The organism is Hymenobacter sp. PAMC 26628, assembly GCF_001562275.1.
Lineage (GTDB): Bacteria > Bacteroidota > Bacteroidia > Cytophagales > Hymenobacteraceae > Hymenobacter.
Genome location: NZ_CP014304.1, coordinates 4,271,296 through 4,297,296, shown reverse-complemented (window position 1 = coordinate 4,297,296; position 26,001 = coordinate 4,271,296). Strand labels below are relative to the sequence as shown.

Here is a 26,001-nt window from a genome sequence, read left to right as displayed (position 1 = left end):
GATGTATTATTTCTACTCACGCCAACCGAGTCATTTTTGGGGCCCCCGCACGCCAATTGCCGGCCCAAAAGCGCGGCCCCGGGCCCGGCGTTTACATTTGCCGGCATGGCTGCACCCCTTACCACTGCCCCCACGCTCGTTTTCCTGCACGGCTTTGCCGAAAGCCGCGAGGTGTGGACCGATTTCACCCGCTCGTTTCCGGCCGGCTACCGGCTGCTGGCCCCCAACCTGCCCGGCCACGGCACCAACCGGGCGCCCGTGCCCGATTTCAGCATGGAGGCCCAGGCGCGCTACGTGGCGCAGTACCTCACCGACAAGGGCGCCGCCGACCCCGTGCTGCTGGTGGCCCACAGCATGGGCGGCTACGTGGCCCTGGCCCTGGCCGAGCGCTACCCCAGCCGTGTAGCCGGCCTGGCCCTCATCAACTCCACGGCCCTGCCCGACACCGACGAGAAGCGCCAGAACCGCGAGAAAAACATCGGCTTCGTGGAGCGCCACGGCGTCGAGAAGTTCATGGACAGCTTCGTGCGCCCGCTCTTCGCGCCCGCCAACCGCGACCGGCTGGCCGAGGCCCGCGAGCTGCTCGAAGAAATTGGCAAGGCCACGCCGGCCGCCACCTTCGCCGGGGCCCTGCGCGGCATGGCCGCCCGCCCCGACCGCACCGCCGTGCTGGCCCGCGCCGCGTTTCCGGTGCTGACGGTGGCCGGCAAGCACGACGTGGCTGTGCCCTTCGACGACTCGGTGCGCCAAGCGGCGCTGCCCGCCACGGCCGCCGCCCTGTTCCTGGAAGGCAGCGGCCACTTGGCCTACCTCGAACAGCCCGAGGAAACCCGCCGCGCCGTGCTGGCCCTGGCCGCCGCCGTGTTTGGGGAATAGCCGGGGCCCTATTGTATTCTGAAGGTAACCGGCAGGACGTAGTACACCCGCACCGGTTGGCCGCGCAGCAGTGCGGGGGACGTAGCCGGTGGGAGAAGTTTGACTACACGCAGGGCTTCCTCGTCGAGCGACGGGCTGGCAGTGCCCACCACTTCGGGCCGCTCAATTGCCCCGGTTTCGGCCACTTCGAAGTACAGGTACACCACGCCTTGCTCGTTGTTGTTCTGGGCATTGCGCGGGTAGCGGGTTTGGCGCTGGATTAAGCCGAGCAGGTCCCATGCTGAGTAGGCAACCCGGGGCTTGGCGCGCGACTGCCCCATTTCCGGCACAGAGAATACCGGGTTTTGGTCGGCGTAGGCGTAGGGGAGAGCTGCCTGGCCCGTTGCGAAATCCAAGGCCAAAATCGTCTTTGGGGCCCTGCCCGCCCCCGCCTTTGGAGCGACCGGGCCCGCTTGCCAATCGGGCATTTTGGCGTCCAAATAATTCAGGACCGCTGTTGCGGCCTTGGTAAGTGCGGGGTCGGTTGGCTTGGGCGGCGGTGCCAATTGAAAAGCGAAAGGCATTTGGCCGTTGCCTAACTCAAAGACTAAGGCCACCCGGCCCGCGGGCGCGGGGCCAGCCAGCCGAGTGGCGCGAGCAACGAGGGCGCGCAGCGAATCGGGCCCACCCGGAAAGCGGGGCCCGGTGTAGGCAGCTTCCGGCACTACGGTTTGGGCATAAGCCAAGGGAGCCGCGGCTAATAGTAGGATGGCGGCAACAGCTCCGGTAAACAGGTTTTTCATGCGGGGTAGGCGAGGAAAGTGGTACCGCAAGCTACGCGGCTTCCGGCGCGGCGCCGGGCAGCCCAGAGTCACAAATCCTCATTTTTCGTTCATGCGCGGCCTTGTTTGCCGTGGGCGCCGGGGCCCCGGCGGCCGAAAAAGCCCGGCGCTCCGGCGTCGGCCCGTATCTTTACGGCCGATTTATCTACCGCCGGGCTGAGATGAGGAGTTGCGGCGCTTACCTGTTTTATTGATGAAACTTCGCTACTTACTAGCCGCCCTGTTGTTGGGCGGTGCCCAAACGGTGTGGGCCCAAACCGACGTGCCGGCCACCCCCGCCCCGGCTACCACACCCCAGACGCCCACCATCATTTTGCCGCCCAGCGCCAAGCACCGCGGCAGCCTCTACTTCAGCTGGGGCTACAACCGCGACTGGTACGCGCGCTCCGACATCCGGTTCCAGAACCAGAAAACGGACAACTACGACTTCACTTTCGTGAACGCGCACGCCAGCGACCACCCCAGCATGAGCGACTTCTGGAAGTTCAAGTCCCTGACCATTCCGCAGTACGACGCCACGCTGGGCTACCTCTTCAACGACAAGCACGACCTGGGCATCGAGGTGAGCTGGAACCACTTGAAGTACGTGGTCGACGACAACCAAATCATCCACGTGCGCGGCAACATCCGCGGCCACTACATCGACAAGGACACGCTGGTGACGCCCGACTTCGTGCACCTCCAGCACACCAACGGCAACAACTACCTGATGGTGAACCTGGTGAAGCGCCAAAAGCTGATTGTGGGCAAGCACCTGCAGCTCAGCGCCATCGGCAAAATCGGCGGGGGCCCCATGATTTCCTACACCATCTCCACCATCTTCGGCAGCCACCAGGAGGGGCCCTTCCACTACCACGGCTGGGTGGTGGGCACCAGCGCCGGCCTGAAGCTCGACATCTACAAGTACTTTTTCTTGCAGGGCGACGTGCAGGGCGCCTTTGCCGACTACACCAACACCTGGATCGGGGCCGATAAAGTAGGCCGCGTAACGCACGTATTTACCTCGGCGCAGGCCATCTACGCCTTCGGCTTCAACGTGCCGCTGTGAGTCACTTGATATTTATCAATTAGCATTTAACAGACATTCCTGCCGGAGGGCAACGGAATATTTACCCTACTTTCGGCCCGCCGCCCCTTGCTTTGGCAAAAGGGCGGCGGGCCGTTTCTATTGGATTTCACCTGTTAAATGCTGATTGATAAATGTTAAATGACCAGGTTGCCTTCTACCGTTGGGACGACATGCCCGAGGAGCGCATGACGGACTTGATTTCGCGCCGCTTCATCACCGGCGACAAAACGATGCTCGCCCACGTGTACCTCAAAAAGGGGGCCCTCGTGCCCAAGCACCACCACGAAAACGAGCAGATTACCTACATCCTCGAAGGGGCCCTGCGCTTCTACCTCGGCGACGACCAGGCCCAGGAAATCATCGTGCGAGCCGGCGAAGTGCTCCACATCCCGTCCAACGTGCCGCACGCGGCCGAGGCCCTGGAGGACACGCTCGACGTGGACATCTTCAGCCCGCCCCGCCAGGATTGGATCGACAAGACCGACGCCTACCTGCGCTAATGCTTTAGTTGCCCGTTGTCAGTTGTTAGTGCGGGGTAAACCAATAACCGGCAACTAATAACTGGCAACTCACAACTGGCAGCGAGCGACTGACAACTGACAACGAGCAACTGAAATGGACTTAGGCTTAAAAGGCAAGATTGCGCTAGTGGCCGCCGCCAGCAAAGGCCTGGGCCGCGCCGTGGCTGAAGAGCTAGCTGCCGAAGGCGCGCACTTAGTACTTTGTGCCCGGGGCGAAGCCGAGCTACGGGCCACGGCCGCCGCCCTCGAAGCCGCCAGCGGCGTGCCGGTGCTGGCCGTGCCCGCCGACCTGTCCGCGCCCGGGGCCCCCGCCGCGGTGGTGGCGGCGGCGCTGGCCCGCTTCGGCCGCGTCGATGTATTGGTGACCAACGCCGGGGGGCCCCCGGCTGGGGGATTCGACGGCCTTACGGCCGAAATGTGGGATGCCGCCACCCGCCTGCTGCTCACCAGCGTGGTGGAGCTGACGCGCGCCGTGCTGCCCGGCATGAAGGCGCAGGGCTGGGGCCGCATCCTCAACATCACGTCCATCAGCGTGAAGCAGCCGGTGGATAACCTCATGCTGTCCAACAGCTTGCGGGCGGCCGTGACGGGCATGGCGCGCACGCTGGCCACGGAGGTGGCGCCGTTCGGCATTACCGTCAACAACATCCTGCCCGGCTACACCCGCACCGCCCGCGTCGAAAACCTGGCCCAGGCCATTGCCACCCGCGACGGCATCGCGCCCACCGAGGCCCAGGCCCGCTGGGAAAACGAAATTCCCATGCGCCGCCTCGGCGAGCCGCGCGAGTTTGGGGCCCTGGCTGCCTTTCTGTGCTCGGCGCGCGCCAGCTACATCACCGCCACCTCCATCCCGGTGGATGGGGGGTGGATTAAAGGGTTGTTGTAGAGATAAATAAGGAAAGTTCGCTGTCATCCTGAACGCAGTGAAGGATCTGAGAACTGTAGAACGGCGCGCAGTAGCCATTTACTGCAAGCTGTTCCGCGGTCCTCAGGTCCTTTGCTGCGTTCAGGATGACAGCGAGATTTTTTGTTTCTGCTCTTTAATCAAAATGCTACACCAACCCGCGCAGCCGCTCAAAGTCGGTGCCCAGAATGCTCGTGTCGTCGGCGCCGAGCCAGTCTTTGAGGACGCTGGCGTAGATGCCGCGGAAATCGACTTGGTGGCGCAAGTCGCCCTGGTCGAGGTTGGCCAGGTCGGGGGCGTCGTTAAGGACGCCTCTTTGTTGGAGGCTGCCGCCGAGGAGGAACACGGGGTTGGCGGTGCCGTGGTCGGTACCGTTGCTGGCGTTCTGGCCCACGCGGCGGCCGAATTCGGAGAACACCAGCACCAGCGTGTTGGCCCACTGGCCGTTCTTCTGGAGGTCGTCGGCCAGCGCAGCCAGGCCGTCGCCGAGGTCGGTGAAGAGCTTCTGCTGCTGCTCGTGCTGGCGCACGTGGGTATCGAAGCCGTTGAGGGCCAGGTAGTACACCCGCGACTCCACACCGGAGTTAATCAGCTCGGCGGTGGTTTTTAGGTTCTTGCCAAACTCGGACTGGGGGTAGGCCCCGGCCGACTTGTACACCTTCGACTTGTCGTAGAGGTAGTCGGCCGACGACGCGGTTTCGGCCAGCGTTTGGTAGAGGTAATCGACTTGCGCGTGGTGGTGGTCGGAGGCGGTTTCGCGGCTCACCTTGCTCAGTAAGCGGTTCTGGGTGAGCTGGTGCAGCTTGTCGGGGTTCTTGAATGCCAGGCCTTTGCGCTGGCTGCCCTTCAGGGTCAGGCTCAGGGTGTCGTCTACTTCGAGGGCGTTGTAGGGGTTTTGGCACCCTGGGGCCCCCGAGTCGAGGTAGCGGCCGAGCCAGCCGGTGCTCAGGTTCTGGCCGCTGCCCGAGCCGGTTTGCCAGATGTCCATCGAGCGGAAGTGCGAGCGGTCGGGATTGGGGTAGCCCACGCCGTTGAGCACGGCCAGGTAGCCCTGATCGTAGAGGTTCTTGAAGCCCTTGAGCGCTGGGTGGAAGCCCATCCCTTTGTCCAGGGCAAAGATTCCTTCCGATTCCTTAATGCCCAGCGTGGGCCGGGCCTTGTAGTACAGGTCGTTCTGGTACGGAATGACGGTGTTCAGGCCGTCGTTGCCGCCGCCTAGCTGCACCACGATGAGGCGGCGGGCCCCCGGCGCGTCGGCCAGCCGGGCCAGCCCCGGGCCCCGGTCGAGGGCATGCAGCATTTTGGGCACGAACAGCAGCGTGCTGGCCAATACCGAGGCCTGGAGGAATTCGCGGCGTTGCATAATGGGGATAAGATAAATAGAAGATGAGAACGGTCATGCAGAGCGCAACGAAGCATCTCTACTGCTTCACTAATCATGGTCACAGCCGCGGGAGAGATGCTTTGCGGCGCTCTGCATGACGACCTTGTTTAAAAAATAAGTGCTCAAAATTCCCTACGACAATTGGTATTCCGGCAGGCTCATTAGGCTAATTAGTGTGTTGCGCAGGGCCTCGGCAGGGACGGAGTTTTGGGCGGCGGCTTGCTGCACCAGGGCTAGGTTTTCGGGCCGGATGGGCGTTTGGAGCAGGAACTCGCTGAGGCGGGCGGGTTGGGCCGGGGCGGGTGTGGCGCCCAGCAGCTGTTGCAGGGGCCCCAGCGGCAGGTGGGCCCCGGTGGTGGGCTTCACGAGGCGGTCGGCGCGCGTTAAGTTGGGGGCGATATCGTTCTCGTCCTGCTTGAGGGCCACGGCGAAGTCGGCGTTTTTGAAGAGGATGGCCGGTATTTGCAGGCGCAGCAGCAGCGACGACGAGTCAATCCAGTTGCGGCCGCCGGGCCAGCCGGCTACGTTCGGTGGCTCGAACAGCGTCTGGCCCAGGGCTTTCTGGTAGCCCAGCAAGGGCAGCTCGTTGTCGAGCTTCACGTTGAGGGTGCGGCGGATGCCGGCCAGCAGCTCCACCGGGCTCTTGAGGTGCGTGCCCACGTTGGCGGGGTCGTAAAACCAGTCGGCCGAAAACATGCGCTCCAGCAGGTCCTGGATGTCGTAGCCGCTGCGGCGAAACGCATCGGCCAGCGGCGCGATGCGGGCCGGGTCGGGCGTGTCGTTCACGAAAAAGCGGTAGAGCTTGGTGGTGAGGAAGGTAGCCGCCGCCGGCTGCTCCAGGATGATGGCCAGCACGTCTTCGCCCTTAAAGTTGCCGGTGCGGCCGAGGAAGGTTTTGGGGCCGTCGTCGTGGTCCATTGGCCGGAACTTGAAGTTGCCCTGCGCGTCGTAGCTCCAGCCGGTGAAGGCGCGGGCCCCGTCCTTCACGTCCTGCTCCGAGTAGTTGCCGCGGCCCAGCGTAAACAGTTCCATCACCTCGCGGGCGAAGTTTTCGTTGGGGTGGCCCTTATGGTTCTGGCGGTTGTTAAGGAATTCGAGCATGGCCGGCTCCTGGCTCACGGCCAGCAGCAGGTCGGGGAATTTGCCCAGCGCGTGCTGCCGCATGGTGTTGTGCAGGCTGAGGGCGGGGCCCGGCTGCCGCACCCGGCAGGCAAAGTGGCCGTGCCAAAACAGCGTCATCTTCTCGCGCAGCTGGGCCGGCGAGGTGGCCATGCGGTCCATCCAGGCCGTCGAGATGTTGATGAACGCCTCGCGCAGGCCCTGGTTCTGCATCTTGCGCTGCTCGGGCGTGAGGTCGCGGCGGCGCAGCAGCGGCACGCCGCCGGGGCCCATGCGGTAGGGCTGGCGCGCCGGCAGCGCGGCCACCGGGGCGGGGGGCGTGGCTTCGCCGCCGGCCATATCCATCGTCGCGGGCGCAGCGGTGGCCGTGGCCTGGTCCGGCGTGGTCACCATGCCGGTGGGCACCGGGTTTTTGGCCGGCGCGGAGGCGGGCGGCACGGGGGCCACGGCCATCACCGCGCCCATCGGGTCGGTGAAGTGCATGCTGGGCGCGTCGAGCGGCTCGAACTGCGCCGAATCGTGCAGCAGCTGCCGCAGGGCTTTGCGAAGGCTGAGGCCAGCGGCCACATCTTGGGGCCGGGGCCCAAAGCCGGCGCGCCAATACAAGTGCTGGAGTTGCTGGGTGGTATCCATGCCGGTAAGAGGGCCGGCGGCGGGCAGGGTTTAAAAGGCTGGCCAGAATAGACTGGTCGCCAGGCCTGAATTGGCCCACCGGGGCAAGTTCGAAATTGAGCAATGGGCCGTTTCCTCCGGCTCGTGTTAAATTGACCGCAACAGGGGCGAAACCAGCGCTTGCGACCACTAAAGCCAATGAAAAAACTAGCCGATTTGCTTCAACTGGGCGACCCGCGCCTTTACGAAACGTGCGCGCCGGTTTTGCCCGCCGAGCGGCCGTTGGTAGCGGGTTGGGTGGCCGATTTGCACCACGTCATGCAGGAGATAAGGGCCCGATACCACTTCGGCCGGGCCATTGCCGCGCCGCAACTGGGCATCATGAAGCGGCTGATTTACCTGAACATCGACCGGCCCGTGGTCTTCATCAACCCCGAACTCAGCGGGCTAAGTACCGAGCTGTTTGAGCTGTGGGACGACTGCATGAGCTTCCCCCACCTACTGGTCAAAGTGCGGCGGCACACCCACCTAACCATCGACTACCTGGATGAAAACTGGCAGCCGCAGACCTGGCACATGACGGGCGATTTGTCCGAACTGTTGCAGCACGAGTACGACCACCTGAACGGTGTACTCTGTACCATGCGGGCCATCGACGACAAGTCGTTCAAGTGGCGGCCGTGAACAGATTGCCACGGTCAGGCAAAAAAACGGTTATGCTGAGCGCAGCCGAAGCATAACCGTTTTTTTGTAATTGTAACTAGGTGGTTGCCAAGTGCTCGACTTACTAAAACCGGGCCCCCAGCACCACCGTTTTCTTGTATTCGCGCCGCTCGCCGCTGGCGGGCCGGAACAGTTCGACGTGCAGGATGTAGTACCCCACGGCGGCTTTGCGGCCGCCATCGTCGAGGCCGTCCCAGGCCACGAAGCCGGCGGTGGGCAGGCTCGCGTTGCGGAGCAGGCGGCGGGTGAGGCGGCCCACGGCGTCGTAAACCGTGACAGAGCCTACGTAGCCGGCCTGGTCGAGCTGGTAGGTGAGGGTGGTGAAATCCTGCTGGCCGTCGTCGTCGGGCGTGAAAACTTCGGGCGTCACGGTTAACTCTTGGCCGCCGCCGGGCGCATCCTGGGCCTGCGAGTTGGGGCGGCCGGGCGTGGCGTAGCCCACTGTGCCGGCCGCCGAGTGGAAGTTGCTGCCCAGGCTGGGCCCCTGCGCCCGGATGCGCTCCAGCGACACGCCGTCCTGGCTGCTAAGCAGCGGCAAGTGCAGGCTTTTGTTGTAGGCCAAGCGGTCGATTTCCTTCCCGCTCGCATCCAGCAGCACGGCCAGGCCGGCGTCGTCGGGCCAGGTGGGCAGGGCCCCCACGGGCAGCATTGCCGCTGGGTCGGCACTGGTGGGGTACTGCGCCTGCACCGTGGCCGGGCTGGTGCTGAAGGCCACTAGCTGCCCCGGCGTCAGCACGTAGGGCCCCGGGCATACCGGCAGCCCCGCCCCGCCGTCTCCCACCTGAAACCCTTGCAAGTCAACGTATTTCTGGCTGCGGTTCAGTAGTTCGACGAAGCGCACGGCCCCCACCCGGGGGTTAAAGAGCAGTTCGTTTATCACTACGTCGCCGGGAGCGGCGGTCTCGGGCAGAGCAAATTCGGCGGCTTGCAGCGGGCCGCTGGCGTTGCCGGCGCAGTCGGTCGCTGTTTGCACCGTGAGGGCCGTGGGGCGGCTGGGAGCCAGGGCCCCGGCCAGCACCAGGTCCACCACCCGGAAGTCAGGTCCCACGGGCGCGGCGCGGGCCACGGCGGGGGCCTGAGACCCCAGGGCGTAGCGGGCGGGGTTGGCCGCGGCGGCGCTGTCGAGCTTTTCGGAGAAGAACAGGCGCACGGTGCGGGCATCCACCGCCACGGCGCGGAGCAGTGCGGGCGGCACGGCGTCGGGGTGCGGGGCCCCGGCGGCGTTGGCACGGCCCGGGGTGCCGCCGCGCGGGTCGGGGCTGGCGGTCCAGTTGTCGGCGCCGGCGCAGAGGTTGGCGGGGTCCAGCATTTCCAGGCTCCAGCCACCGGCTTGCTTGCGCGCGTCGCGGTACCACGCGTCCGAGTACGTCACCTCAAACAACACCCGGCCGCCGGGGCCCCGCAGCACCAGCTGGTCGCCGCCGTTGCTCAGCGCGGGGAAATTCGTGAGCCCGTACACCTTGCCGAACGGCGCAAACTGCGCCGCCCGGGTGCTGCCGCAGACCACCGCGTACTGCCCCGGCAGCAGCCGCGCCGTGTCGGGAAATACGGCCTGGGCGGCGGTGCCCGTCTTGCCCAGCCGCACGCCGCGCAGGCTGAGGGTTTTGGTGGCCGAGCGGTTGTAAACCTCCACGAATTCCGATTCGGGCAGGCCGACGGCCGGGGTTTCATCGGCGAATATTTCGCTGATAATCAAATCGCTAAATTCCGGAGCTACCGGCAGGCCAGCGAAGCTGGCCGCCAGGGCCCCCGTCGCCGCATTGCCGAACAAGTCGGCCACCTGCCGCGCTTCCAGCACGTTGGCCGCCGGCAAATCGGCGCCGAAGGTCAGGCGCACCACGGCCGGATTATTAGCCAAAATTTCAGCCGCCACCGGTCCTGCCCCACCGCGCAGCCGGTAGCTGGCCGCCAGGGCCCCTGTGGCCGGGTCCACGGCTTCGTTGAACACGACCTCGACCCGGCGCGCATTAAGCGGCGTGGCCTTCAGCAGTAGGGGTGGCGTGGCGTCAACCACGTTAAAATCATCGAAGTAGAAGTTTTTGCCGTTGGCCGACGAGTATAGCAAAGCCACGCCCGCGGCGGCGCTGCGCTGGTGCGTGGCGTCGGTAGCCGGGGCCCCATCGGCCACGAAGTTGCGGCCCCCAGCCAGGTCGCGCTCCAGCGTCCAGCGGTTGGCGGTGGTGCGGGTGATGCGCACGCGCACCGGATTGTTAGTGCTGCTGCTCAGCGTACTGGCGTTCCCCGTGATGAGGGCCACGGCCGTCTTCGCCGAGTCTTTGCGGAATAGGGTAAGGTTGTCGGCGGTGCTACCCAGGCGCACGAAGTAGCCGGCCGTGGCGGCGCTGCCCAAGTCGGGCCCCGAGGCCATCAGCCACACGTCGGCCACGTTGCTGGCGCTGGTGGCCAGGCGCAGGTTGGCCCAGAATTCCCAGGTGGTGCCGGTGCTGGCGCGGCAGGGCGCGGCCAGTTGGAGGCGGGTGCCGGTCACGGCGGGGCCGTTGCTTTGCAGCTGGCGCTGGGCGTTGACGGTGAAGAAATTAGCGGTGCCGGCCCAAGCGGGGTTGGCGGTAAAATTGCCGTCGGTGAAATCGTCGCGCAGTTGGGCCGAGGCCGCGTGGGAAAGCAATAGAAAAGCTAAGAATAGTAATCGTTTCGACATTAATAAGCGGACTAAAAGGGTATTAGCGTCGAATGTAACCCATTTTTGGCGACCTTTGCCCGGTGCGCGCGCCGGTTTGCGCGCCCCTTCAACCCCCTGATTACCTCCATGAAACTTGCCATCGTGGGTGCCACCGGCCTGGTGGGCACCGAGCTGCTGAAAGTGCTGGCCGAGCGCCATTTCCCCCTCACCGAGCTGCTGCCCGTGGCCTCGGCCAAATCGGTGGGCCAACTGGTTCACTTCCAAGGCAAAGACTACCCCGTGGTGAGCATGGACGACGCCATCGCGGCCCGGCCCGACATCGCCATTTTCTCGGCCGGCGGCTCGGTTTCCAAGGAGCACGCCCCGCGCTTCGCCGCCGTGGGCACCACCGTGGTCGACAATTCCTCGGCCTGGCGCATGGACCCCACCAAGAAGCTCGTGGTGCCCGAAATCAACGCCAGCACCCTCACGGCCGCCGATAAAATCATCGCCAACCCCAACTGCTCGACTATCCAGATGGTGGTGGCCCTGAATGACTTGCACAAGGCTTACGGCTTGCAGCGCATCGTGGTGAGTACCTACCAGAGCGTGACCGGCACCGGCAAAAAAGCCGTGGACCAGCTCCTGGAGGAGCGCGCCGGCCAAACCGCCCGCAACCCCGCCTACCCGCACCCCATCGACCTGAACGTGCTGCCCCACATCGACGTGTTCGAGGAGAACGGCTACACCAAGGAGGAGATGAAAATGGTGCACGAAACCAAGAAAATCATGGGCGACAACAGCATCCAGGTGACGGCCACCTGCGTGCGCATCCCCGTGATGGGCGGCCACTCGGAGGCCCTGAACGTGCAGTTCCACAAGGAGTTTGCCCTGGCCGAGGTGCGCGCCATCTTGCGCCACACCGCCGGTGTGGAGCTGGTGGATGAGCCGAGCCAGAACCTCTACCCCATGCCCAAAGACAGCCACGGCCGCGACGCCGTGCTGGTGGGCCGCCTGCGCCGCGACGAAACCCAGGGCTGCACCCTGAACATGTGGGTGGTGGCCGACAACCTGCGCAAAGGCGCCGCCACCAACGCCGTGCAAATCGCCGAGTACCTGGTAGCGAATAAGTTGGTAGGATAATCTGTAGCGTGGACTCTGCGAGTCCGCGTGTTTCGCTTCGTCCTGCCGTTCATCGTTTGGCGACCGTTTAACCGCGCGGACCCATAGCGTCCACGGCGCTGCCCGATAATTGGTAGGGCGAAGCGAAACGCGCGGACTCGCAGAGTTCACGCTACATTTAGCCGTATGCGCGGATTTCTGATTGCCCTCCTACTGCTGCTATTGGCTGGGCCCGCTTGGGCCCAGGGTTCCGCCGAGCTGCGCGGCCGCGTGGTAGACGCCGAAACCGGCCAGCCAGTACCCAACGCGCAAGTGGGCGTGGCCGGTAACCGCTTGGGCACCAGCACCAACGTCGACGGCATTTTCACGCTTAACATTCCGCCCGCCTACCAGCACGAGCCGCTGGAAGTGGCGCTGCTTGGCTACCGCAAGTACACCCAGGCGCTGCCGCCGCTGCCGGGCCCCGGGCTGCTTATTCGCCTGCAAATCAGCCCCGCCGCGCTGGGCGAGGTGACGGTGACCAGCTCCGTGATGGGCATTATCCGGGCGGCGGTGGCGCGCATTCCGCGCAACTACCCGATGCGGCCCGCGCGCCTCACGGGCTTCTACCGCGAGGCCGAAAACGTGCTGGGCGACAGCAGCCAGTACCAATATTTTGCCGAGGGCTTGCTGACCGTGTACCAGGCTGGCTACCAGCACCCGGGCGACGACGGGGCGGTGGAAATCCGGGAGTCGCGCAAGGTGGAGCTGCGGGCCCCCGGCACCGCTGACCACAATTGGTACGGGGGCCCCTTCGTGCCGCACCAGCTCGATTTTGTGCACCGCCGCGCGGCCTTCATCAACCCTGCCCACTTCCGCGACTACGACTACCGGCTGCTGCCGCAAACCACGTTCCGGGGCCGGCCGGTGTACGTCATTGCTTTTGCCCCCAAACCAGGCCGCGCCGCGCGGGCCAATTTTGCGGGCCGGCTTTTTATTGAGGAGAACAGCTACGCCTTTTTGCGGGCCGAGTGGCACCGCACGCCGGCCGGCCTGCGCCACGAAAGCCAGGTGGCCGTGGCCATCGAGGAGCGCGCCAGCCGCGCCGATTACCAGCCCTACGCCGGCCGCTGGTACCTCAAAAGCGCCTGGCACCGCACCCAAGGCCGCCCGCGGCTGGGCAACAAAGCGCCTATTAGTGTGCTGGTGGAGTACCTGACGACGGGTATCGACACCGCTCAGGGGCTCCGGCCCGGCTACGCGGCCCGCGCCCAGTACCGCGACGTGTACCTGGAAAACCCGGTGCCTTACGACTCCACGTTTTGGCAGCGCCAAACCACGCTGGTGCCGCCCGCGGCCGTACAGCAGGCCCTGCGCCGGGCGGCCGCGCCGGTGCCTGCCGCGGCCGGGGCCCCGGGGCCCGTTGCGGGGGCCCCTGCCGCACCGGCCGCGCCGGTGCGCCGCCCGAGCCGGCTGCGCTACGGCTACCTGGTGGGCGGCTGGCCAGTGGCGGTAGCGGGCGGCGCGGTGCAGGCGGGGTTTGCGCCAGCGGGTTCGGGGTTTCAGGCGCTGGGCTCGGCGGAACTCCGGGCGCAAAGCACAACGTATTGGTACGGTTTCTCTTACGAGTACAACGCCGTGGGCGGGTGGTGGCTGCGCCTGGGCTCGCGCAGTGGCTTCGAGCCGCTGGGCGGCAGCGGTTGGGAAGGCGGCCTGGCCTACGAGCGCAACCTCAACCCGCGCCGCCGGCCCATTTTTGCGCGGTCAGGGCTAACATACTTCCGCCAGAGCGTGGGCCGCGACCTGGGGCCCTACCATAACCCCGACGCCGGCCTGCGCGTGGCCGGCACGGCCTTCAAAGCCGACGAAATTGGCCTGACCTTGCAAACCACCACCGGGGCCCTGCAACCCAAGCTGGGCCTGGGTGTGGAGCTGAGCCACCACCTGGAGCTGGTGGCCGACGCGGGTTACCTGCTCTTCCCGCGCACCCGCACCCAGCTGGCCCTCGACGAGCGCAGCGGCTTCTGGCTCAGCCGCAGCGCCGCCACGCTCGACCTGCCCGCCGCCGACGCCACCCTGCGCGTGAACGGCCAGCCGGCCACCGGCGCGCCGTGGCAGCCCGGCCGGCTCACGTTCGGCTTTGGGCTGCTGTACCGGCCACGGTAGGGCCCCAGGAGTCAGTTAAAAGTGAAGGGTTAAAAACAGCAAAAAATTTAACCCTTCACTTTTAACTGGCCTCTACCCCAGCCGTATGGAAGCGGTATGAAGCTAGGTTTGGAGTTCTACCAGCGGCCCGACGTGCTGCAAATTGCCCGCGAGCTGCTGGGCAAGCACTTGTACACCAACGTGGATGGGGTGATAACCGCCGGCCGGGTGGTCGAAACCGAGGCCTATCGTCACGAAGGCGACAACTCGATGACCATGCACCTGCAACGCAAGCACCAGCAGGCCAGCGCCTTGTACGTGCCCGGGGGCCACGCCTACATCTACACCGTGTATGACCGCCATGCCCTTTTCAACATCGCCACCCACGACGCTACCCACCCCGACACGGTGTTGATCCGGGCCGTGGAGCCGCTGGTGGGCATCGAAGAGATGCTGCGCCGCCGCGGCCTGGGGGCCCCCGCCCGGTCCCTCACCGCGGGCCCCGGCGTGCTCACCCAGGCGCTGGGCATCACGCCCGCTCTCAGCGGCACGGCGCTGGATGGCAGCGTATTATGGTTTGAAGACCACGGCGAAACGGTGACCGACGCCGACGTGCTGGCCAGCGCCCGCGTGGGCCTGGCCTACGCCGGTGCGGAAGCCGCGGCGCTGCCCTGGCGCTTCCGCATAAGTGGGAGCCAGTGGACGAGCCCCGCCAAATAGGGGCCCCGGGGCGTGCCGGTCTGGTACTCATGGGGGTTTTTAGCTGGCCGCGGCACGGCGGCGCGGCTGGGGGCATTGCACAATTGCACCAACCACAATTTTGGGTAAAGCGTACATGTAATCGATAGCCTGTATATATTTGACGCCGAAAGGGTTATTATTCTCCGATTCGTTATCATTTCCCGATGAAAAAAGCGTTGTTTACCACCATGCTGGCCGGAAATATGCTGGCCGCCCGGGCCCAGGCGCCGGCACTGGCCACGTTTCCGGTGGGCACGGCCACCGTCACGGTGTCGGAGCTGACGCCCGGGCTGGCCACGCTTTGGGAACTGGTTTGGGGCCCCGATAACTTCCTGTGGGCCACCGAGCGCGCCGGGCGCATCAGTCGCATCAACCCCAGCACCGGGGCGCTGCTGCCGCTGCTCACCATCGCCGACGTGACGCAGAACAACGAAAGCGGCCTGCTGGGCATGGCCCTACACCCCGATTTTGCCACCCAGCCCTACGTGTACGTGGTGTACAACTACACCGAGCAGGGGGTGCTGAAGGAGAAGCTGGTGCGCCTCACCTACGCGGCCGCGGCGGGCACGCTGGGGGAGCCGCTGGTGCTGCTGGGCGGCATCGTGGCCACCACCAACCACAGTGGCTCGCGCCTGCTCATCCTGCCCGACCGCACCATCTTGATGACCACCGGCGACGCGCTGCAAGCCTCCGAAGCCCAGAACCGGGCTTCGCTGAACGGCAAAATCCTGCGCCTGAACCTCGACGGCAGCATCCCGGCCGACAATCCCACGCCCGGCAGCTACGTGTACACGCTGGGCCACCGCAACCCCCAAGGCATTGTGCAGCTGGCCAATAGCCGCATTTATAGCTCGGAGCACGGCCCCAGCAACGACGATGAAATCAACAAGATTGAGGTGGGCCGCAACTACGGCTGGCCCACCGTGGAGGGCCTCTGCAACTTGCCCGCCGAGGCCGCCTTCTGCACCGCCAACAACGTGCGCGAGCCCCTCACCACCTGGACGCCCACCATCGCCCCAGCCGCGCTGAAGTACTACGACCACCCCGCCATTCCGGGCTGGCGCGGTAGCCTGCTGGTGGCGGCCCTGGGCGGCCGCCGCCTCGTGCAGATGCCCCTGGACGCCACCGGCGCCACCATCACCGCCCGCAACGAGTTCCTGACGGACTTTGGCCGGCTGCGCAGCCTGTGCGTGTCGCCCGACGGCCGGGTGTACGTGGGCACCAGCAACCGCGACGGCCGCGGCACCCCCGCTGCTACCGACGACCGCATCCTGGTGCTCGAAAACCGGGCCTACATGCCCACGGCCAACCGCAACGCCGCGGCCGTCAAGTTCGAGATTTTCCCCAATCCCGCCCGCCAGCAGGCCAGCCTAACGCTGCTCGCCCCGGGGGCCCACGTCACCATCTGCGACCTGCTGGGCCGCCGCCTGCGCGAGCAGTCCGTGCCGGGCCTCACCGCCACCCTCGACCTGGCCGGCCTGCCCGCCGGCCGCTACCTAGTGGCCGTGGCCACCGCCGCCGGCACCGCCACCAAGCCGCTGAGTGTGGAGTAGGGGCCCTGAATTGGAGTGCAATGGCTGCTAAGAATTAATGAATCAGACAGTGGTTGCGAGATAGTTCAAACTCACTTTCCTCTGCTTCTAACTGGCTCGCTTGTTAGGGAAGTCTACATCGCTAGCTGAGAAATGAAAGACTTTCTTTGACTACCTGAAGCTAGAGGACCGGGCTTTCATTCAAGAAGATATGAATATCGCCGGCTGGCTCCAATTTATCGGCGACCGAAATCTGCGCGCCGCGGCGGATGCTTAGGCGCCGCCATTAAGCGCTTGGTGGTTTCTAGATGCTTGGGCACAGACTAGCGGTGGGTTGCATAGCACGATAGGAAGTTAGAATAGAAAATTACTTGGCATATTGAGACGGTACTGTCGACCCATCATTTCCCCTATCTTTGAAGCGAGGCTGCTTGCAGCTTTCATTATCACTTACTTACGGCCGGCTTTACGAGCTGATGAGCCCTTGAGCTTCCTATCCCAGCCGGTTGCACTTGCTACCTATGATAACTTTCTACTTCATTGCCTCTCCCCTAGCTCACAGTTGCCTAACCACGGCAGTGACGCTTGGTCCGTGCCAGGTGGACCAAGCGCACGCTAGCGAGCGCAACGGCTGCTCCCAGGTCCTGCTGCCCTGGGCCCAGGCTAGGTCACGAGCGCTGATCTGCGGTCGCGTTAGGTGTGGCGCCCAACCGGGCGGCTCGGGCTCTTAAGCGTCGCGGGCAGGCCATGTCTAGTACGCAGCCGCTCGCATAGCTTAACTACTCGCCGCGGTACTGGAGGATTGACCATCACTATAAGCTCAATTCGTTTTCTTGCGGGCTCACACCATTGCCAGATGCCGGCACACCCTCGAGCTCCCACCGCCCTTCCTGCGCATCTCTGTTGCGGAAGCCCAGTAGGGGCCCGTAGGGGTGGCAGCTACTTTAGGGTGCTGCTTTATTCTGCGCAAGGGCTTTGGAGGTCATCGCCGATGAGCAACTTGTCCCGAGCCCGGCAATAAGATTCAACACTTTGCTCCCATTATTCTCCTTTGAGCCCGCAATAGTAAAAAAGAACGGATTGATTATGAAAAACAAGCATTATGCACGAGTACTTTTTTTACTTATTAGCCTACTGCTAACTTCTATGCAACGCTCCGCGGCCCAAAGAACCCAAATCAGGGGGTTTGCGGATATCTCTACTTTTTATCAAAAAGGAAAAATAAATTTTGGGTTTGGAGAGGAAGATTTATTTATCACCTCCGAAATAACCCAGCGGCTGTCTTTTTTAGGAGAAACAATTTTTAAGTATTCACCGGATTCACCTACTGATTTTAATATCAGCATCGAGCGCATTATTTTAAAGTATAATTACTGGGGTAACCATAGCGTGTTGATTGGTAAGCATCACACACCTATCAATTATTGGAATGACACTTACCACCACGGCAAGGTCTTCTTCCCAACGGTTGACCGGCCCTTGTTGTTTGCGGAGGGTTTTATTCCACTTCACACGACTGGCATCAGTTTACAAGGGCAGAACTTGGGTCGACTGCGCTTCGGCTACAATGCGATGCTTGGCAATGGCCTGGGTTCGGGAGATGCGGAAGATAACAATATGTTTAAGTCAGTTACCCTGGCGGTGCACGTAAAGCCCTCCGATGGCTTGCGCCTTGGTGCTTCCCTGTACCACGATGTAATCTCGAAAGGGAGCACGATCCAAAATCATACGACCGGCATTAACACGATAGCACTTAGTAGAATAAATCAGGATATCATGACGGCTTCGGTGTATTATAACGACTCCATTTTCTCCAAGAAGTTTGAATTACTGGTGGAGAGCAGCATGGCCGTCAACAAATCCGATAGCCTAGGAGCGCAAAGAGCACTCGCTTCTTACGCGTATGCAGGACTCAGAATTACTGATAAAGTCATTCCCTACGTCAGAGTGGATGACATCCGGTACAGTAATAAGGAAGTGTATTTTTTGGACAACAATACGCGCTCCTTCGTGGGAGGCGTGCGGTACGAGTTAAGTTACTTAGCCGTGTTTAAGCTTGAATACCAGCACGTAAAGACCCGCATGTACAATAATTCAGACAACATCATTTTCCAGGTTGCAGTCGGATTTTAAACTACCATTGTTTATGACTTGGATTTGGCGATTTCTTATTAATACTTTCATCATCAGCATACTTTGTCATTTATCAGCAAGTTCGCAGGACCTGAACTTGGTGATAATTGCCAATGGCAAGGGGGTACCCACGGAAATGAAGCTGGCTCAGCTGAAATCAACTATGCGAGGAGAAAAGTTACGGTGGCCCGATGGTACCAAAGTAGTTATTGCGTTACTTAAAAGCAGTACGCCTATTGGTGTTGATACCAGCAAAAAAATCTATAATATGAGCGCGAACGAATTAAATAAATACTGGCTGGCGCTGGTATTTCAGGGCAAAGCAGATGCACCTAATTTTTTCAATTCGGAAAGTGAATTGGAAGAATTTGTTTCTCAAAACAATGGGGCTATTGGAGTAATTGTCCACCCGGCTGCCAACAATAAAATCGTTCTCATTGACGGGAAAAGGTTTTTATAAAAGCTTTATCCTTTCGGCTTTAAATCGATATTTTTCATGTTGACTAGCACATCGACATCCTTGCCTTTTTCCGTTCTGCGACACATTCGTCTAACGGTCAAGACTAAAATTTGGATGACGGTAACGTCGATTGTATTATTATTCTCCTTTTTTGTCTTATTTTATCTTCCCGCTATTCAGGGAAAAACGCTGCTGAATAATTTCAATAAAGACGTTCAGAATCAAGCTAACACCGTGGCCCTCGGGGTAAAAATTGCCATGACTGAACAAAATTTCCAGGGCGTCCAAATCGCCATGGATTTTGTGAAGAAGGATCCCCTCTTACGGTTTGTAAGCTTAATCCAGATTGACACCGTCTGGGACGCGAACCATGCTACTTACCAAACAATTAAAAACGTTTTTAAGACTTACCCGGATCAGAAGAAAATTGATATGGCCGTGGTCTCTGATAATTCAATGGTTGTCAAGCATGCGGACTTCGATACCCCGACGATGAAAGGCGAAATACTATTGGCCTTCTCCACAAAAGAAATTATTGAAAGTCGGAGGCAGATTCGTGCTACTTCGCTTTTTTTTAGCTTTTTAGTGTTTAGCATCGGTATGCTCATTGGCTTTGGCTTGGCCCGGAGCATCTCTGTCCCCATCCTGAAGCTACGAGACGCGGCCACTAAAGTGGGTCGAGGTGACCTGACCCAGCGCGTATCGAATAAATCACGGGATGAGATTGGCGAGTTGGGAATAGTCTTTAATAAAATGGTAACTGATTTGGCGACAGCCCGTCAGGAATTGGAAAATAGTACCAGTGAACTGATTATTGAAAAGAAGAAATCGGATGATTTATTGGAAGGCCTCAAGCAAACTCTTGCTGACCTGAAAGCTACTCAGGAGCAATTAATTAGGCAGGAAAAACTGGCTTCCCTCGGCCAGCTAACTAAAGGGCTAGTGGATAGATTGCTGAATCCCCTAAGTTATATCAACAACTTTGCGGCGGTCTCGAATGAGCTCCTGCATGAAAGCCAAGAGTTATTAGCCGCAGATAAATACACCGCGGATGAACACGTGCACCAGGAAGTAGCATCTTTGTTTGCGTTAATTGAAAGTAATATAGAGAAAATTAAAGAGCACGGCGCTAGCTTAACGAGGATAGTTCGGAGCATGGATAAATTGCTGCAAAACAGATCTGAACTTTTTATTGAGAGTGATATCAATTATTTTGTCGAAGCGCAAGTAATTACCTACAAAAACGAGCTCGAGGAAAATTACCGTAGCATACCGCTGAAGTTCATTCAAGGACCTAACCTAAAAAGATTCTCCGTAAAAATCTTGCCCGCCGAGATGAGTTTGGTGCTGGTCAGTATGTTGAACAACGCCATGTACGCGTTACATGAAAAGTCTTTAAAAGACTTGCATTTCCACCCTAAGCTTACCGTGGAAACCCAGTATGGTGATAATTACGTTGCGATAATTATAAGGGACAACGGAATCGGGATTTCTGAAGGGGAGAAAAAGCAGTTGTTTTCTCCGTTTTTTACCACTAAGCCCACCTCCAAGGGCACGGGTTTAGGCCTCTTCCTTAGTCAGGATATTGTTAAAACCCATAAAGGGACCATCTCGGTAGATACCCAACCAGACGCCTATACTACGTTTACTATTCAATTGCCACTATCCAATTCGCCGGAGATGGTTTAGTCAAAACGGATATTTTCGCTGTTTTAACTTCTCTCAGCAACTTGAAAAGGTAGGCTCCAGAAGGTACGGCGGCGGTAGAATTTCACCTTGGGTAGCCGGGTTACGCCTCAACCCGCTAAAACCTCCCAACAAACCGCATCAAAGCGACGCTGATTAGCATTCTGCCGACGACATCTTGTAGGTGTGCACTACCCCAGCCCTTCTTCACCACCAAGCCCACGGGCGAGGGCACCGGCCTGGGCCTGTCCCTGGGCTACGACATCGTCGTGCAGGGCCACGGCGGCACGCTCGCGGTACAAAGTCAGGCAGGCCAGTGCACCACGTTTACGATTTGCTTACCTGTTTAACTCCTTTGTTTCTATGTCAACCCCTACGCCGCGCCAGCTAAAACACGCCGGCTTCTTAGTGGGCCTGCTAGTACTGCTCTTGGCAGGTGGTCCGCTACGGGCCCAAACCTCTTTGCACCGCTATTGGGCCGCGTCGCCCGACTCCCTGCGCCGGGTGCTGGCGACGCAGCACGCCGATACGGCTCGGCTGCGCACCCTGCTGCACCTGCTAGATTGCTCCTTGTATGAGACAGAATCGGCTATGCCTGACATAGCCACGGTCGTCGCGCTAACCAAGCACCTGCGCCGCCCGGAATATTGTGCCTACCGCTTGCTGCTCGCCGGGGTGCAGGCAAAAGGGGAGCCATCGCTCGACAGCCTGCAAGCAGCCGTGACGGCCTTCGACCAGCTGCACCAGCCCGCCGCCTGGCCCCTCATCTACCTGCGCGAGGTCTTTAGCGCCCTCAACCGCGAAGATGCCCGGCTGGCCTACTATCAAACCAAACGCGCCCAGTACCTGCGCAGCGGAGACACCATCAGCCTGGCGGTGTGCCACCATGCGCTGGGGGGCTCCTACACCTACCGGGGCGATTACAACCAAGCCACTAGCCAGTACCTGCGAGCAGCGGAGCTGGGGCGTTCGGCTTCCCAGCAATTGTACCACACCTTGCTGCTGAGTGTGGCCAGCAGCTACCGCAAGTGGGGCAACTACGCCAAAGCCTTGAAGTACCTGCGCTTGGGAGAACCTGGCCTGACCAGCGTTTCCGCCCGCGCTAGTGTGTTTCAGGCACGTGGCTTTATTTACCTGCGTCAACGTGACTACCCGGCCGCCCTGCGCGCCGCCGACCAAGCGCTACTAACCGCTGTATTCGCCGGCCCAGGACCCGCGCCGGCGGCCATACTGCGCGCAAGGGCCTACGCTCTGCTATTGAAAAGCCAAGTGCTGCTTACGCTGGGTCGGGTGGGAGAAGCCGGCTTGCTGCTGCAGCAGGCCCAGTCCCTAGCCGATTCGCTGCGGCTTCCGCTGGTATCGACGGCCGCTCCCTTTGAGTTAGATGCGACCTGGGCGCGTTATTACCAAGCTCGGCGCGAGCCCGCCCGCGCCGAAACATACTGGCTAACGGCCTACCGCAAAGCCCGCGAATCCCTCAGCACCCCGCTGCGCCTGGCTTACTTGCGCGCGCTGACCCGCTTTTACCAGCCGCGCCAGCCCGCGAAAGCGGCCTCCTATGCCATCGCCGTCTTGGCGCTGGCCGATTCGCTCGAGGCGCGCGAAGGGACTTTGCACGTGGCCAGCTACGAAATTGAGCAAGCCGACCGCGCCCAGACCTCGCGCATCGCCGGCCTGCGGCAAGCCCAGGTGCAGGAGGCGGCGCGGGCCCGGCGCCAACGCTGGGTGCTCGGGGCCGTGCTCACAGTGCTGGCCCTGATTGGCGGCTTCTCGTTTTTGCTGTGGCGTAGCAACCGCCGCCAGCAGCGAGCTAACGCTCTGCTGAGCCAGCAGAAAGCCGAAATTCAGGCCCAGCGCGACCAGCTCAACACCAGCCTGACCAGCTTGCGTGCCACCCAGGCCCAGCTCATCCAGGCCGAGAAGATGGCCAGCCTGGGGGAGCTCACGGCCGGCATCGCCCACGAGATTCAAAACCCGCTCAACTTCGTCAACAACTTCTCGGAAGTCTCAGCCGAGCTGGTCGAAGAGTTGAAAGCAGCCCAGGCGGCCGGCGACGCCGCGGAAGCCACCGCGCTGGCCGACGACCTGATGCAGAACCTGGGCAAGATCCATCACCACGGGCGGCGGGCGGCCCGCATCGTGCGCGGCATGCTCGAGCACAGCCGCGCCGGCGCCGGGGAGCGGGCCCCCACGGACGTGAACGCGCTGGCCGACGAGTACCTGCGCCTGGCCTACCAAGGCTTGCGGGCCAGGGATAAAACCTTCAACGCCGCGCTCCAGACGGACTTTGCTCCCGATTTGCCGCTGGTGGAGGTCGCGGCCGGCGACCTGGGGCGCGTCTTGCTCAACCTATTCAGCAACGCCTTCTACGCCGTGCGCCAGCGCCAGCAAGCCGGCGAGCCGGGCTACGCGCCCACCGTGCGCGTGGCCACCACCCGCGCCGGCGACGCGGTGGAGCTGCGGGTGTCGGACAACGGCACGGGCATCAGCCCCGAGGTGCAGGCCAAGATCTTCCAGCCCTTCTTCACCACCAAGCCCACGGGCGAGGGCACGGGCCTGGGCCTGTCGCTGAGCTACGACATCATTACCCAGGGCCACGGCGGCACGCTGCGCGTGCAATCCCGGCCGGGCCACTCCACCGAATTCCTCCTCACCCTACCCCGCTAACCGTGCTCGTTTCTGTCCTCGCTGCCTCGCGCCTCCGCCGGGGCTGGCTGCTGCCGCTGTTGCTCCTGCTGCTGAGTGGGCCGCTGGCCGCCCAGCCCAGCCGCCGCTATTGGGAGGCCAACCCCGACTCGCTGCGCCGGGTGCTGGATACCCAGCACGCCGACGCCGCCCGCCTGCGTACCCTGTTGCACCTATACGACGTGGGAGGCTACCGGTCAGATGCTGATTTGGAGAAGCTGAGCCAGGAACAGGTGCAGCTATTACGCCGGCTGCGGCGGCCCGAGGCGGGCGCTTTCCACCAAGAATACGCCCTCCAGCAAGTATTCAAAGCCCATACCGCGCCCACCCAGCAGCTCGACAGCGCCCAGGCAGCCGTGGAGGCCTTTGACCGTCTGGGCCGGCCCGTGCCGGAACTACTATCGACTGTTGCCAAGCTGTTCAGAGAACTTAAGCAGCCGGAGGCACAGGTTGCTTATTTTCAGGCCAAGCTAGCCCAGTATCAGGCCCAGGGGGCTCAGGTAAATCTGGCCGTTTGCCACCATTCGCTGGGTGCCCCCTTCGCGGACCAGGGCAACTACAACCAAGCCATCAGCCACTACCTGCACTCGGCCGACCTGTACCGTACGTTCACCCGATTTGGGCAGGAAAACGAATTGAAAGTAGTCGGCTACTACTACGCCGAATGGGGCAACCCGGTCAAGGCGCTGCACTTCCTGCGCCAGGCGCTGGCCGTGAGCGCCACGCTGCCTCAGCGGTACGGCTACAATAGGACTGTCTATACTTACTGGGGCATTGCCAAGGCCTATCGCCAGCTGCACAACTACCCCGCCGCCCTGCGCTATGCCAACTTGGCCCTGGCGGGTAACCCGGCCGATACTACCCGCAGCTACGCCGCCGGCGTATCACTTTACCAAGCTTATGGACTGGTGCTCAAGAGTGCCGTGCTGCTCGATGCGGGCCACGTGGCTGAAGCCGGGCCCTTGCTGGCGCGGGCGCAGCACCTGGCCGACTCGCTGAAGCTGAACATCAATTCTTCCAGCGGCTCCTTTGAACTCGATGCCACCTGGGCCCGCTACTACGCCGCCCGCGGCGAGCCGGCCCGCGCCGAAACCGCCTGGCTGGTGGCCTACCGCAAAGCCCGCGAGTTCAAGCTCGTGCCGCTGCGGCTGGCGTATTTGCGCGGGCTAGCCGATTTTTACGCCCAGCGCGGGCAGACGGAGCCGGCCGGCCGCTATGCCCGCGCCGGACTGGCCCTGAGCGACAGCCTCACTACCCGGCAGGGTACGTTTCACGTCGCGCAATACGAGGCCGAGCGCGCCGAGCAGGCCCAGCAGGCCCGCATCGGGGCGCTGCGCCTGGCCCAGGCGCAGGATGCCGCCCGCGCCCGCCGCCAGCGCTACGTGCTGGGCGGCGTGCTGGTGGTGCTGGCCCTGCTGGCGGGCCTGGGCTTCGTGCTCTGGCGCGGCAACCGCCGCCAGCAGCGCGCCAACGCCCTGCTCAGCCAGCAGAAAGCCGAAATTCAGGCCCAGCGCGACCAGACCACCCAGGCCCTCACCGACCTGCGCGCCACCCAGGCCCAGCTCATCCAGGCCGAGAAAATGGCCAGCCTGGGCGAGCTCACGGCCGGCATCGCCCACGAGATTCAAAACCCGCTCAACTTCGTCAACAATTTCTCGGAAGTTTCGGCCGAGCTGGTCGAAGAGTTGAAAGAAGCGCAGGCGGCTGGCGACGCTGCGGAAGCCACCGCGCTGGCCGACGACTTGGCGCAGAACCTGGGCAAGATCCATCACCACGGGCGGCGGGCGGCCCGCATCGTGCGCGGCATGCTCGAGCACAGCCGCGCCGGCGCCGGGGAGCGGGCCCCCACGGACGTGAACGCGCTGGCCGACGAGTACCTGCGCCTGGCCTACCACGGCCTGCGCGCCAAAGACAAGGCCTTTAACGCGGCCCTCGAAACGGACTTCGCCCCCGGCCTGGCCCCCGTCGAGGCTGTGGCCGGCGACCTGAGCCGGGTGCTGCTCAATCTGTTCACCAACGCCTTCTACGCCGTGCGCCAGCGCCAGCAGGCCGGCGAGGCGGGCTACGCGCCCACCGTGTGCGTGCGCACGAAACGGGTGGGGCCCCAGGTCGAAATCCGCGTGGCCGACAACGGCACGGGCATACCGGCCGAGGTGCAGGCCAAGATATTCCAGCCCTTCTTCACCACCAAGCCCACGGGCGAGGGCACCGGCCTGGGCCTCTCGCTGGCGCACGACATCGTTGTGCAGGGCCACGGCGGCGTGCTCACCGTGGAGAGCGAAGCCGGGGTCGGCACCGCGTTTACCATCCGGCTGCCGGCCGGCGGCCCGGTGATTTGAACGCGCGCGGGGTAAAAACCCGGGCGAGGCCACGGCGCAACCACTGCCCGGCCGCGGCGGACGCTTTTCTTGGGGCCCCGGCCTCACGTCTACCGGCTAATTGAGTTAAATTTGCCAAGATGAAAATACTGGTGGTAGACGACGAAATGGACGTGCGCGTCCTGTTCGAGCAACGGTTTCGGCGCGAAATCCGCAGCGGCGAGTTTGTGTTTGCTTTCGCCCATTCGGGCGAAGAAGCGTTGGACTACCTGCGCGACCACCCCTCCGAAGTGGTGCTCATCCTCTCCGACATCAACATGCCCGGCATGAGCGGGCTGGAGCTGCTGCGGCAGGTGCGGGCGCAGTACCCGGCCCCGGTTCCGCCGCCCACTCCGGTCGTGCTGATGCTCACTGCCTACGGCGACCAAGCCACCCGCGACCAGGCCCTGGGCCTGGGAGCCGATGACCTGATAACCAAACCCGTCGATTTCGCCGCCCTCAAGCACACGCTCCTGGCCCTGGCCGGCGTCTAGGCCCTCCTCCCCAACCCC

The 26,001-nt window shown here is 62.5% G+C and carries 20 protein-coding genes; 16 read left to right on the top strand and 4 right to left on the bottom strand.

The genetic code is table 11. From position 1 onward, the window contains the following. The first annotated feature begins 105 nt into the window (after window positions 1-105). Window positions 106-876 (top strand): alpha/beta fold hydrolase, encoded by a 771-nt coding sequence (locus tag AXW84_RS18660; RefSeq protein WP_068239701.1) that lies wholly within the window; start codon window positions 106-108, stop codon window positions 874-876. A gap of 8 nt (window positions 877-884) precedes the next feature. Here the strand turns inward: AXW84_RS18660 and AXW84_RS18655 are convergent, their stop codons facing one another. Then, complete coding sequence (locus AXW84_RS18655) at window positions 885-1,658, bottom strand: energy transducer TonB (RefSeq protein WP_068236772.1); 774 nt, start codon at window positions 1,656-1,658, stop codon at window positions 885-887. 232 nt (window positions 1,659-1,890) lie between these two features. On the opposite strand from AXW84_RS18655, the gene AXW84_RS18650 reads away from it, so the two are divergent. From AXW84_RS18650 to AXW84_RS18640, 3 genes are all read left to right on the top strand, one after another. Next, window positions 1,891-2,745, top strand: a complete 855-nt coding sequence (locus tag AXW84_RS18650; RefSeq protein ID WP_236943165.1) for a hypothetical protein — start codon at window positions 1,891-1,893, stop codon at window positions 2,743-2,745. 152 nt (window positions 2,746-2,897) lie between these two features. Then, window positions 2,898-3,266 carry a cupin domain-containing protein gene (locus AXW84_RS18645; protein WP_068236769.1) on the top strand — a complete coding sequence of 123 codons (369 nt, stop codon included), beginning with the start codon at window positions 2,898-2,900 and terminating at the stop codon, window positions 3,264-3,266. Window positions 3,267-3,381: 115 nt separating this feature from the next. Further along, window positions 3,382-4,173 (top strand): SDR family oxidoreductase, encoded by a 792-nt coding sequence (locus AXW84_RS18640; RefSeq protein ID WP_068236766.1) that lies wholly within the window; start codon window positions 3,382-3,384, stop codon window positions 4,171-4,173. A 166-nt stretch (window positions 4,174-4,339) separates the two neighbouring features. Here the strand turns inward: AXW84_RS18640 and AXW84_RS18635 are convergent, their stop codons facing one another. Together AXW84_RS18635 and AXW84_RS18630 are read right to left on the bottom strand one after the other, a co-directional pair. Continuing rightward, entirely contained in the window at window positions 4,340-5,554 is a 1,215-nt protein-coding gene (locus AXW84_RS18635) for a DUF1501 domain-containing protein (protein ID WP_068236763.1), read from the bottom strand. Between the two features lie 153 nt (window positions 5,555-5,707). Next, window positions 5,708-7,327: a DUF1800 domain-containing protein gene (locus AXW84_RS18630; RefSeq protein ID WP_068236760.1), complete on the bottom strand. Its 1,620-nt coding sequence runs from the start codon at window positions 7,325-7,327 to the stop codon at window positions 5,708-5,710. 177 nt (window positions 7,328-7,504) lie between these two features. Between AXW84_RS18630 and AXW84_RS18625 the strand changes: the two genes are divergently transcribed. Beyond that, window positions 7,505-7,990 carry a peptide deformylase gene (locus AXW84_RS18625; RefSeq protein ID WP_068236757.1) on the top strand — a complete coding sequence of 162 codons (486 nt, stop codon included), beginning with the start codon at window positions 7,505-7,507 and terminating at the stop codon, window positions 7,988-7,990. Window positions 7,991-8,093: 103 nt separating this feature from the next. On the opposite strand, the gene AXW84_RS18620 is transcribed toward AXW84_RS18625, so the two are convergent. Next, on the bottom strand, window positions 8,094-10,655 hold the full coding sequence (locus AXW84_RS18620) for a lamin tail domain-containing protein (RefSeq protein ID WP_068236753.1): 2,562 nt from the start codon (window positions 10,653-10,655) through the stop codon (window positions 8,094-8,096). Between the two features lie 141 nt (window positions 10,656-10,796). Here AXW84_RS18620 and AXW84_RS18615 point away from each other — a divergent pair, with 141 nt between their 5' ends. The 11 genes from AXW84_RS18615 (at window position 10,797) to AXW84_RS18570 (ending at window position 25,983) form a co-directional block, all read left to right on the top strand. Beyond that, on the top strand, window positions 10,797-11,792 hold the full coding sequence (locus tag AXW84_RS18615) for an aspartate-semialdehyde dehydrogenase (protein WP_068239695.1): 996 nt from the start codon (window positions 10,797-10,799) through the stop codon (window positions 11,790-11,792). A gap of 165 nt (window positions 11,793-11,957) precedes the next feature. Continuing rightward, window positions 11,958-13,916: a carboxypeptidase-like regulatory domain-containing protein gene (locus AXW84_RS18610; protein WP_068236750.1), complete on the top strand. Its 1,959-nt coding sequence runs from the start codon at window positions 11,958-11,960 to the stop codon at window positions 13,914-13,916. Window positions 13,917-14,012: 96 nt separating this feature from the next. Next, entirely contained in the window at window positions 14,013-14,615 is a 603-nt protein-coding gene (locus AXW84_RS18605; protein WP_068236747.1) for a DNA-3-methyladenine glycosylase, read from the top strand. A 185-nt stretch (window positions 14,616-14,800) separates the two neighbouring features. Then, window positions 14,801-16,189, top strand: a complete 1,389-nt coding sequence (locus AXW84_RS18600; protein ID WP_068236745.1) for a PQQ-dependent sugar dehydrogenase — start codon at window positions 14,801-14,803, stop codon at window positions 16,187-16,189. Between the two features lie 1,125 nt (window positions 16,190-17,314). Next, window positions 17,315-18,301 (top strand): hypothetical protein, encoded by a 987-nt coding sequence (locus AXW84_RS18595; protein WP_157887119.1) that lies wholly within the window; start codon window positions 17,315-17,317, stop codon window positions 18,299-18,301. 13 nt (window positions 18,302-18,314) lie between these two features. Next, window positions 18,315-18,761, top strand: a complete 447-nt coding sequence (locus AXW84_RS18590) for a hypothetical protein (RefSeq protein WP_157887118.1) — start codon at window positions 18,315-18,317, stop codon at window positions 18,759-18,761. 60 nt (window positions 18,762-18,821) lie between these two features. Then, the gene (locus AXW84_RS18585) at window positions 18,822-20,450 is read left to right on the top strand and encodes a sensor histidine kinase (protein ID WP_162268275.1); all 1,629 of its coding nucleotides are present in this window, start codon (window positions 18,822-18,824) and stop codon (window positions 20,448-20,450) included. 137 nt (window positions 20,451-20,587) lie between these two features. After that, a complete protein-coding gene (locus tag AXW84_RS26440) occupies window positions 20,588-20,797 on the top strand; it encodes an ATP-binding protein (protein ID WP_082773981.1) in 210 nt (69 codons plus the stop codon). A 13-nt stretch (window positions 20,798-20,810) separates the two neighbouring features. Further along, window positions 20,811-23,114, top strand: a complete 2,304-nt coding sequence (locus tag AXW84_RS18580; RefSeq protein WP_068236733.1) for an ATP-binding protein — start codon at window positions 20,811-20,813, stop codon at window positions 23,112-23,114. A 2-nt stretch (window positions 23,115-23,116) separates the two neighbouring features. Further along, window positions 23,117-25,471 (top strand): ATP-binding protein, encoded by a 2,355-nt coding sequence (locus AXW84_RS26020; RefSeq protein ID WP_068236730.1) that lies wholly within the window; start codon window positions 23,117-23,119, stop codon window positions 25,469-25,471. Between the two features lie 119 nt (window positions 25,472-25,590). After that, window positions 25,591-25,983, top strand: a complete 393-nt coding sequence (locus tag AXW84_RS18570; RefSeq protein ID WP_068236727.1) for a response regulator — start codon at window positions 25,591-25,593, stop codon at window positions 25,981-25,983. Window positions 25,984-26,001 lie beyond the last annotated feature (18 nt).

Excerpts from the sequence above, each read along its gene's own strand:
- AXW84_RS18595 (WP_157887119.1), top strand. The coding sequence starts at position 17,315 with ATGCAACGCTCCGCGGCCCAAAGAACCCAAATCAGGGGGTTTGCGGAT.
- AXW84_RS18605 (WP_068236747.1), top strand. The coding sequence starts at position 14,013 with ATGAAGCTAGGTTTGGAGTTCTACCAGCGGCCCGACGTGCTGCAAATT.
- AXW84_RS18570 (WP_068236727.1), top strand. The coding sequence starts at position 25,591 with ATGAAAATACTGGTGGTAGACGACGAAATGGACGTGCGCGTCCTGTTC.
- AXW84_RS18615 (WP_068239695.1), top strand. The coding sequence starts at position 10,797 with ATGAAACTTGCCATCGTGGGTGCCACCGGCCTGGTGGGCACCGAGCTG.
- AXW84_RS18635 (WP_068236763.1), bottom strand. The coding sequence starts at position 5,554 with ATGCAACGCCGCGAATTCCTCCAGGCCTCGGTATTGGCCAGCACGCTG.
- AXW84_RS18625 (WP_068236757.1), top strand. The coding sequence starts at position 7,505 with ATGAAAAAACTAGCCGATTTGCTTCAACTGGGCGACCCGCGCCTTTAC.
- AXW84_RS18590 (WP_157887118.1), top strand. The coding sequence starts at position 18,315 with ATGACTTGGATTTGGCGATTTCTTATTAATACTTTCATCATCAGCATA.
- AXW84_RS18650 (WP_236943165.1), top strand. The coding sequence starts at position 1,891 with ATGAAACTTCGCTACTTACTAGCCGCCCTGTTGTTGGGCGGTGCCCAA.
- AXW84_RS18580 (WP_068236733.1), top strand. The coding sequence starts at position 20,811 with ATGTCAACCCCTACGCCGCGCCAGCTAAAACACGCCGGCTTCTTAGTG.
- AXW84_RS18645 (WP_068236769.1), top strand. The coding sequence starts at position 2,898 with ATGTTAAATGACCAGGTTGCCTTCTACCGTTGGGACGACATGCCCGAG.
- AXW84_RS18630 (WP_068236760.1), bottom strand. The coding sequence starts at position 7,327 with ATGGATACCACCCAGCAACTCCAGCACTTGTATTGGCGCGCCGGCTTT.
- AXW84_RS18600 (WP_068236745.1), top strand. The coding sequence starts at position 14,801 with ATGAAAAAAGCGTTGTTTACCACCATGCTGGCCGGAAATATGCTGGCC.
- AXW84_RS18655 (WP_068236772.1), bottom strand. The coding sequence starts at position 1,658 with ATGAAAAACCTGTTTACCGGAGCTGTTGCCGCCATCCTACTATTAGCC.
- AXW84_RS18610 (WP_068236750.1), top strand. The coding sequence starts at position 11,958 with ATGCGCGGATTTCTGATTGCCCTCCTACTGCTGCTATTGGCTGGGCCC.
- AXW84_RS18640 (WP_068236766.1), top strand. The coding sequence starts at position 3,382 with ATGGACTTAGGCTTAAAAGGCAAGATTGCGCTAGTGGCCGCCGCCAGC.
- AXW84_RS18660 (WP_068239701.1), top strand. The coding sequence starts at position 106 with ATGGCTGCACCCCTTACCACTGCCCCCACGCTCGTTTTCCTGCACGGC.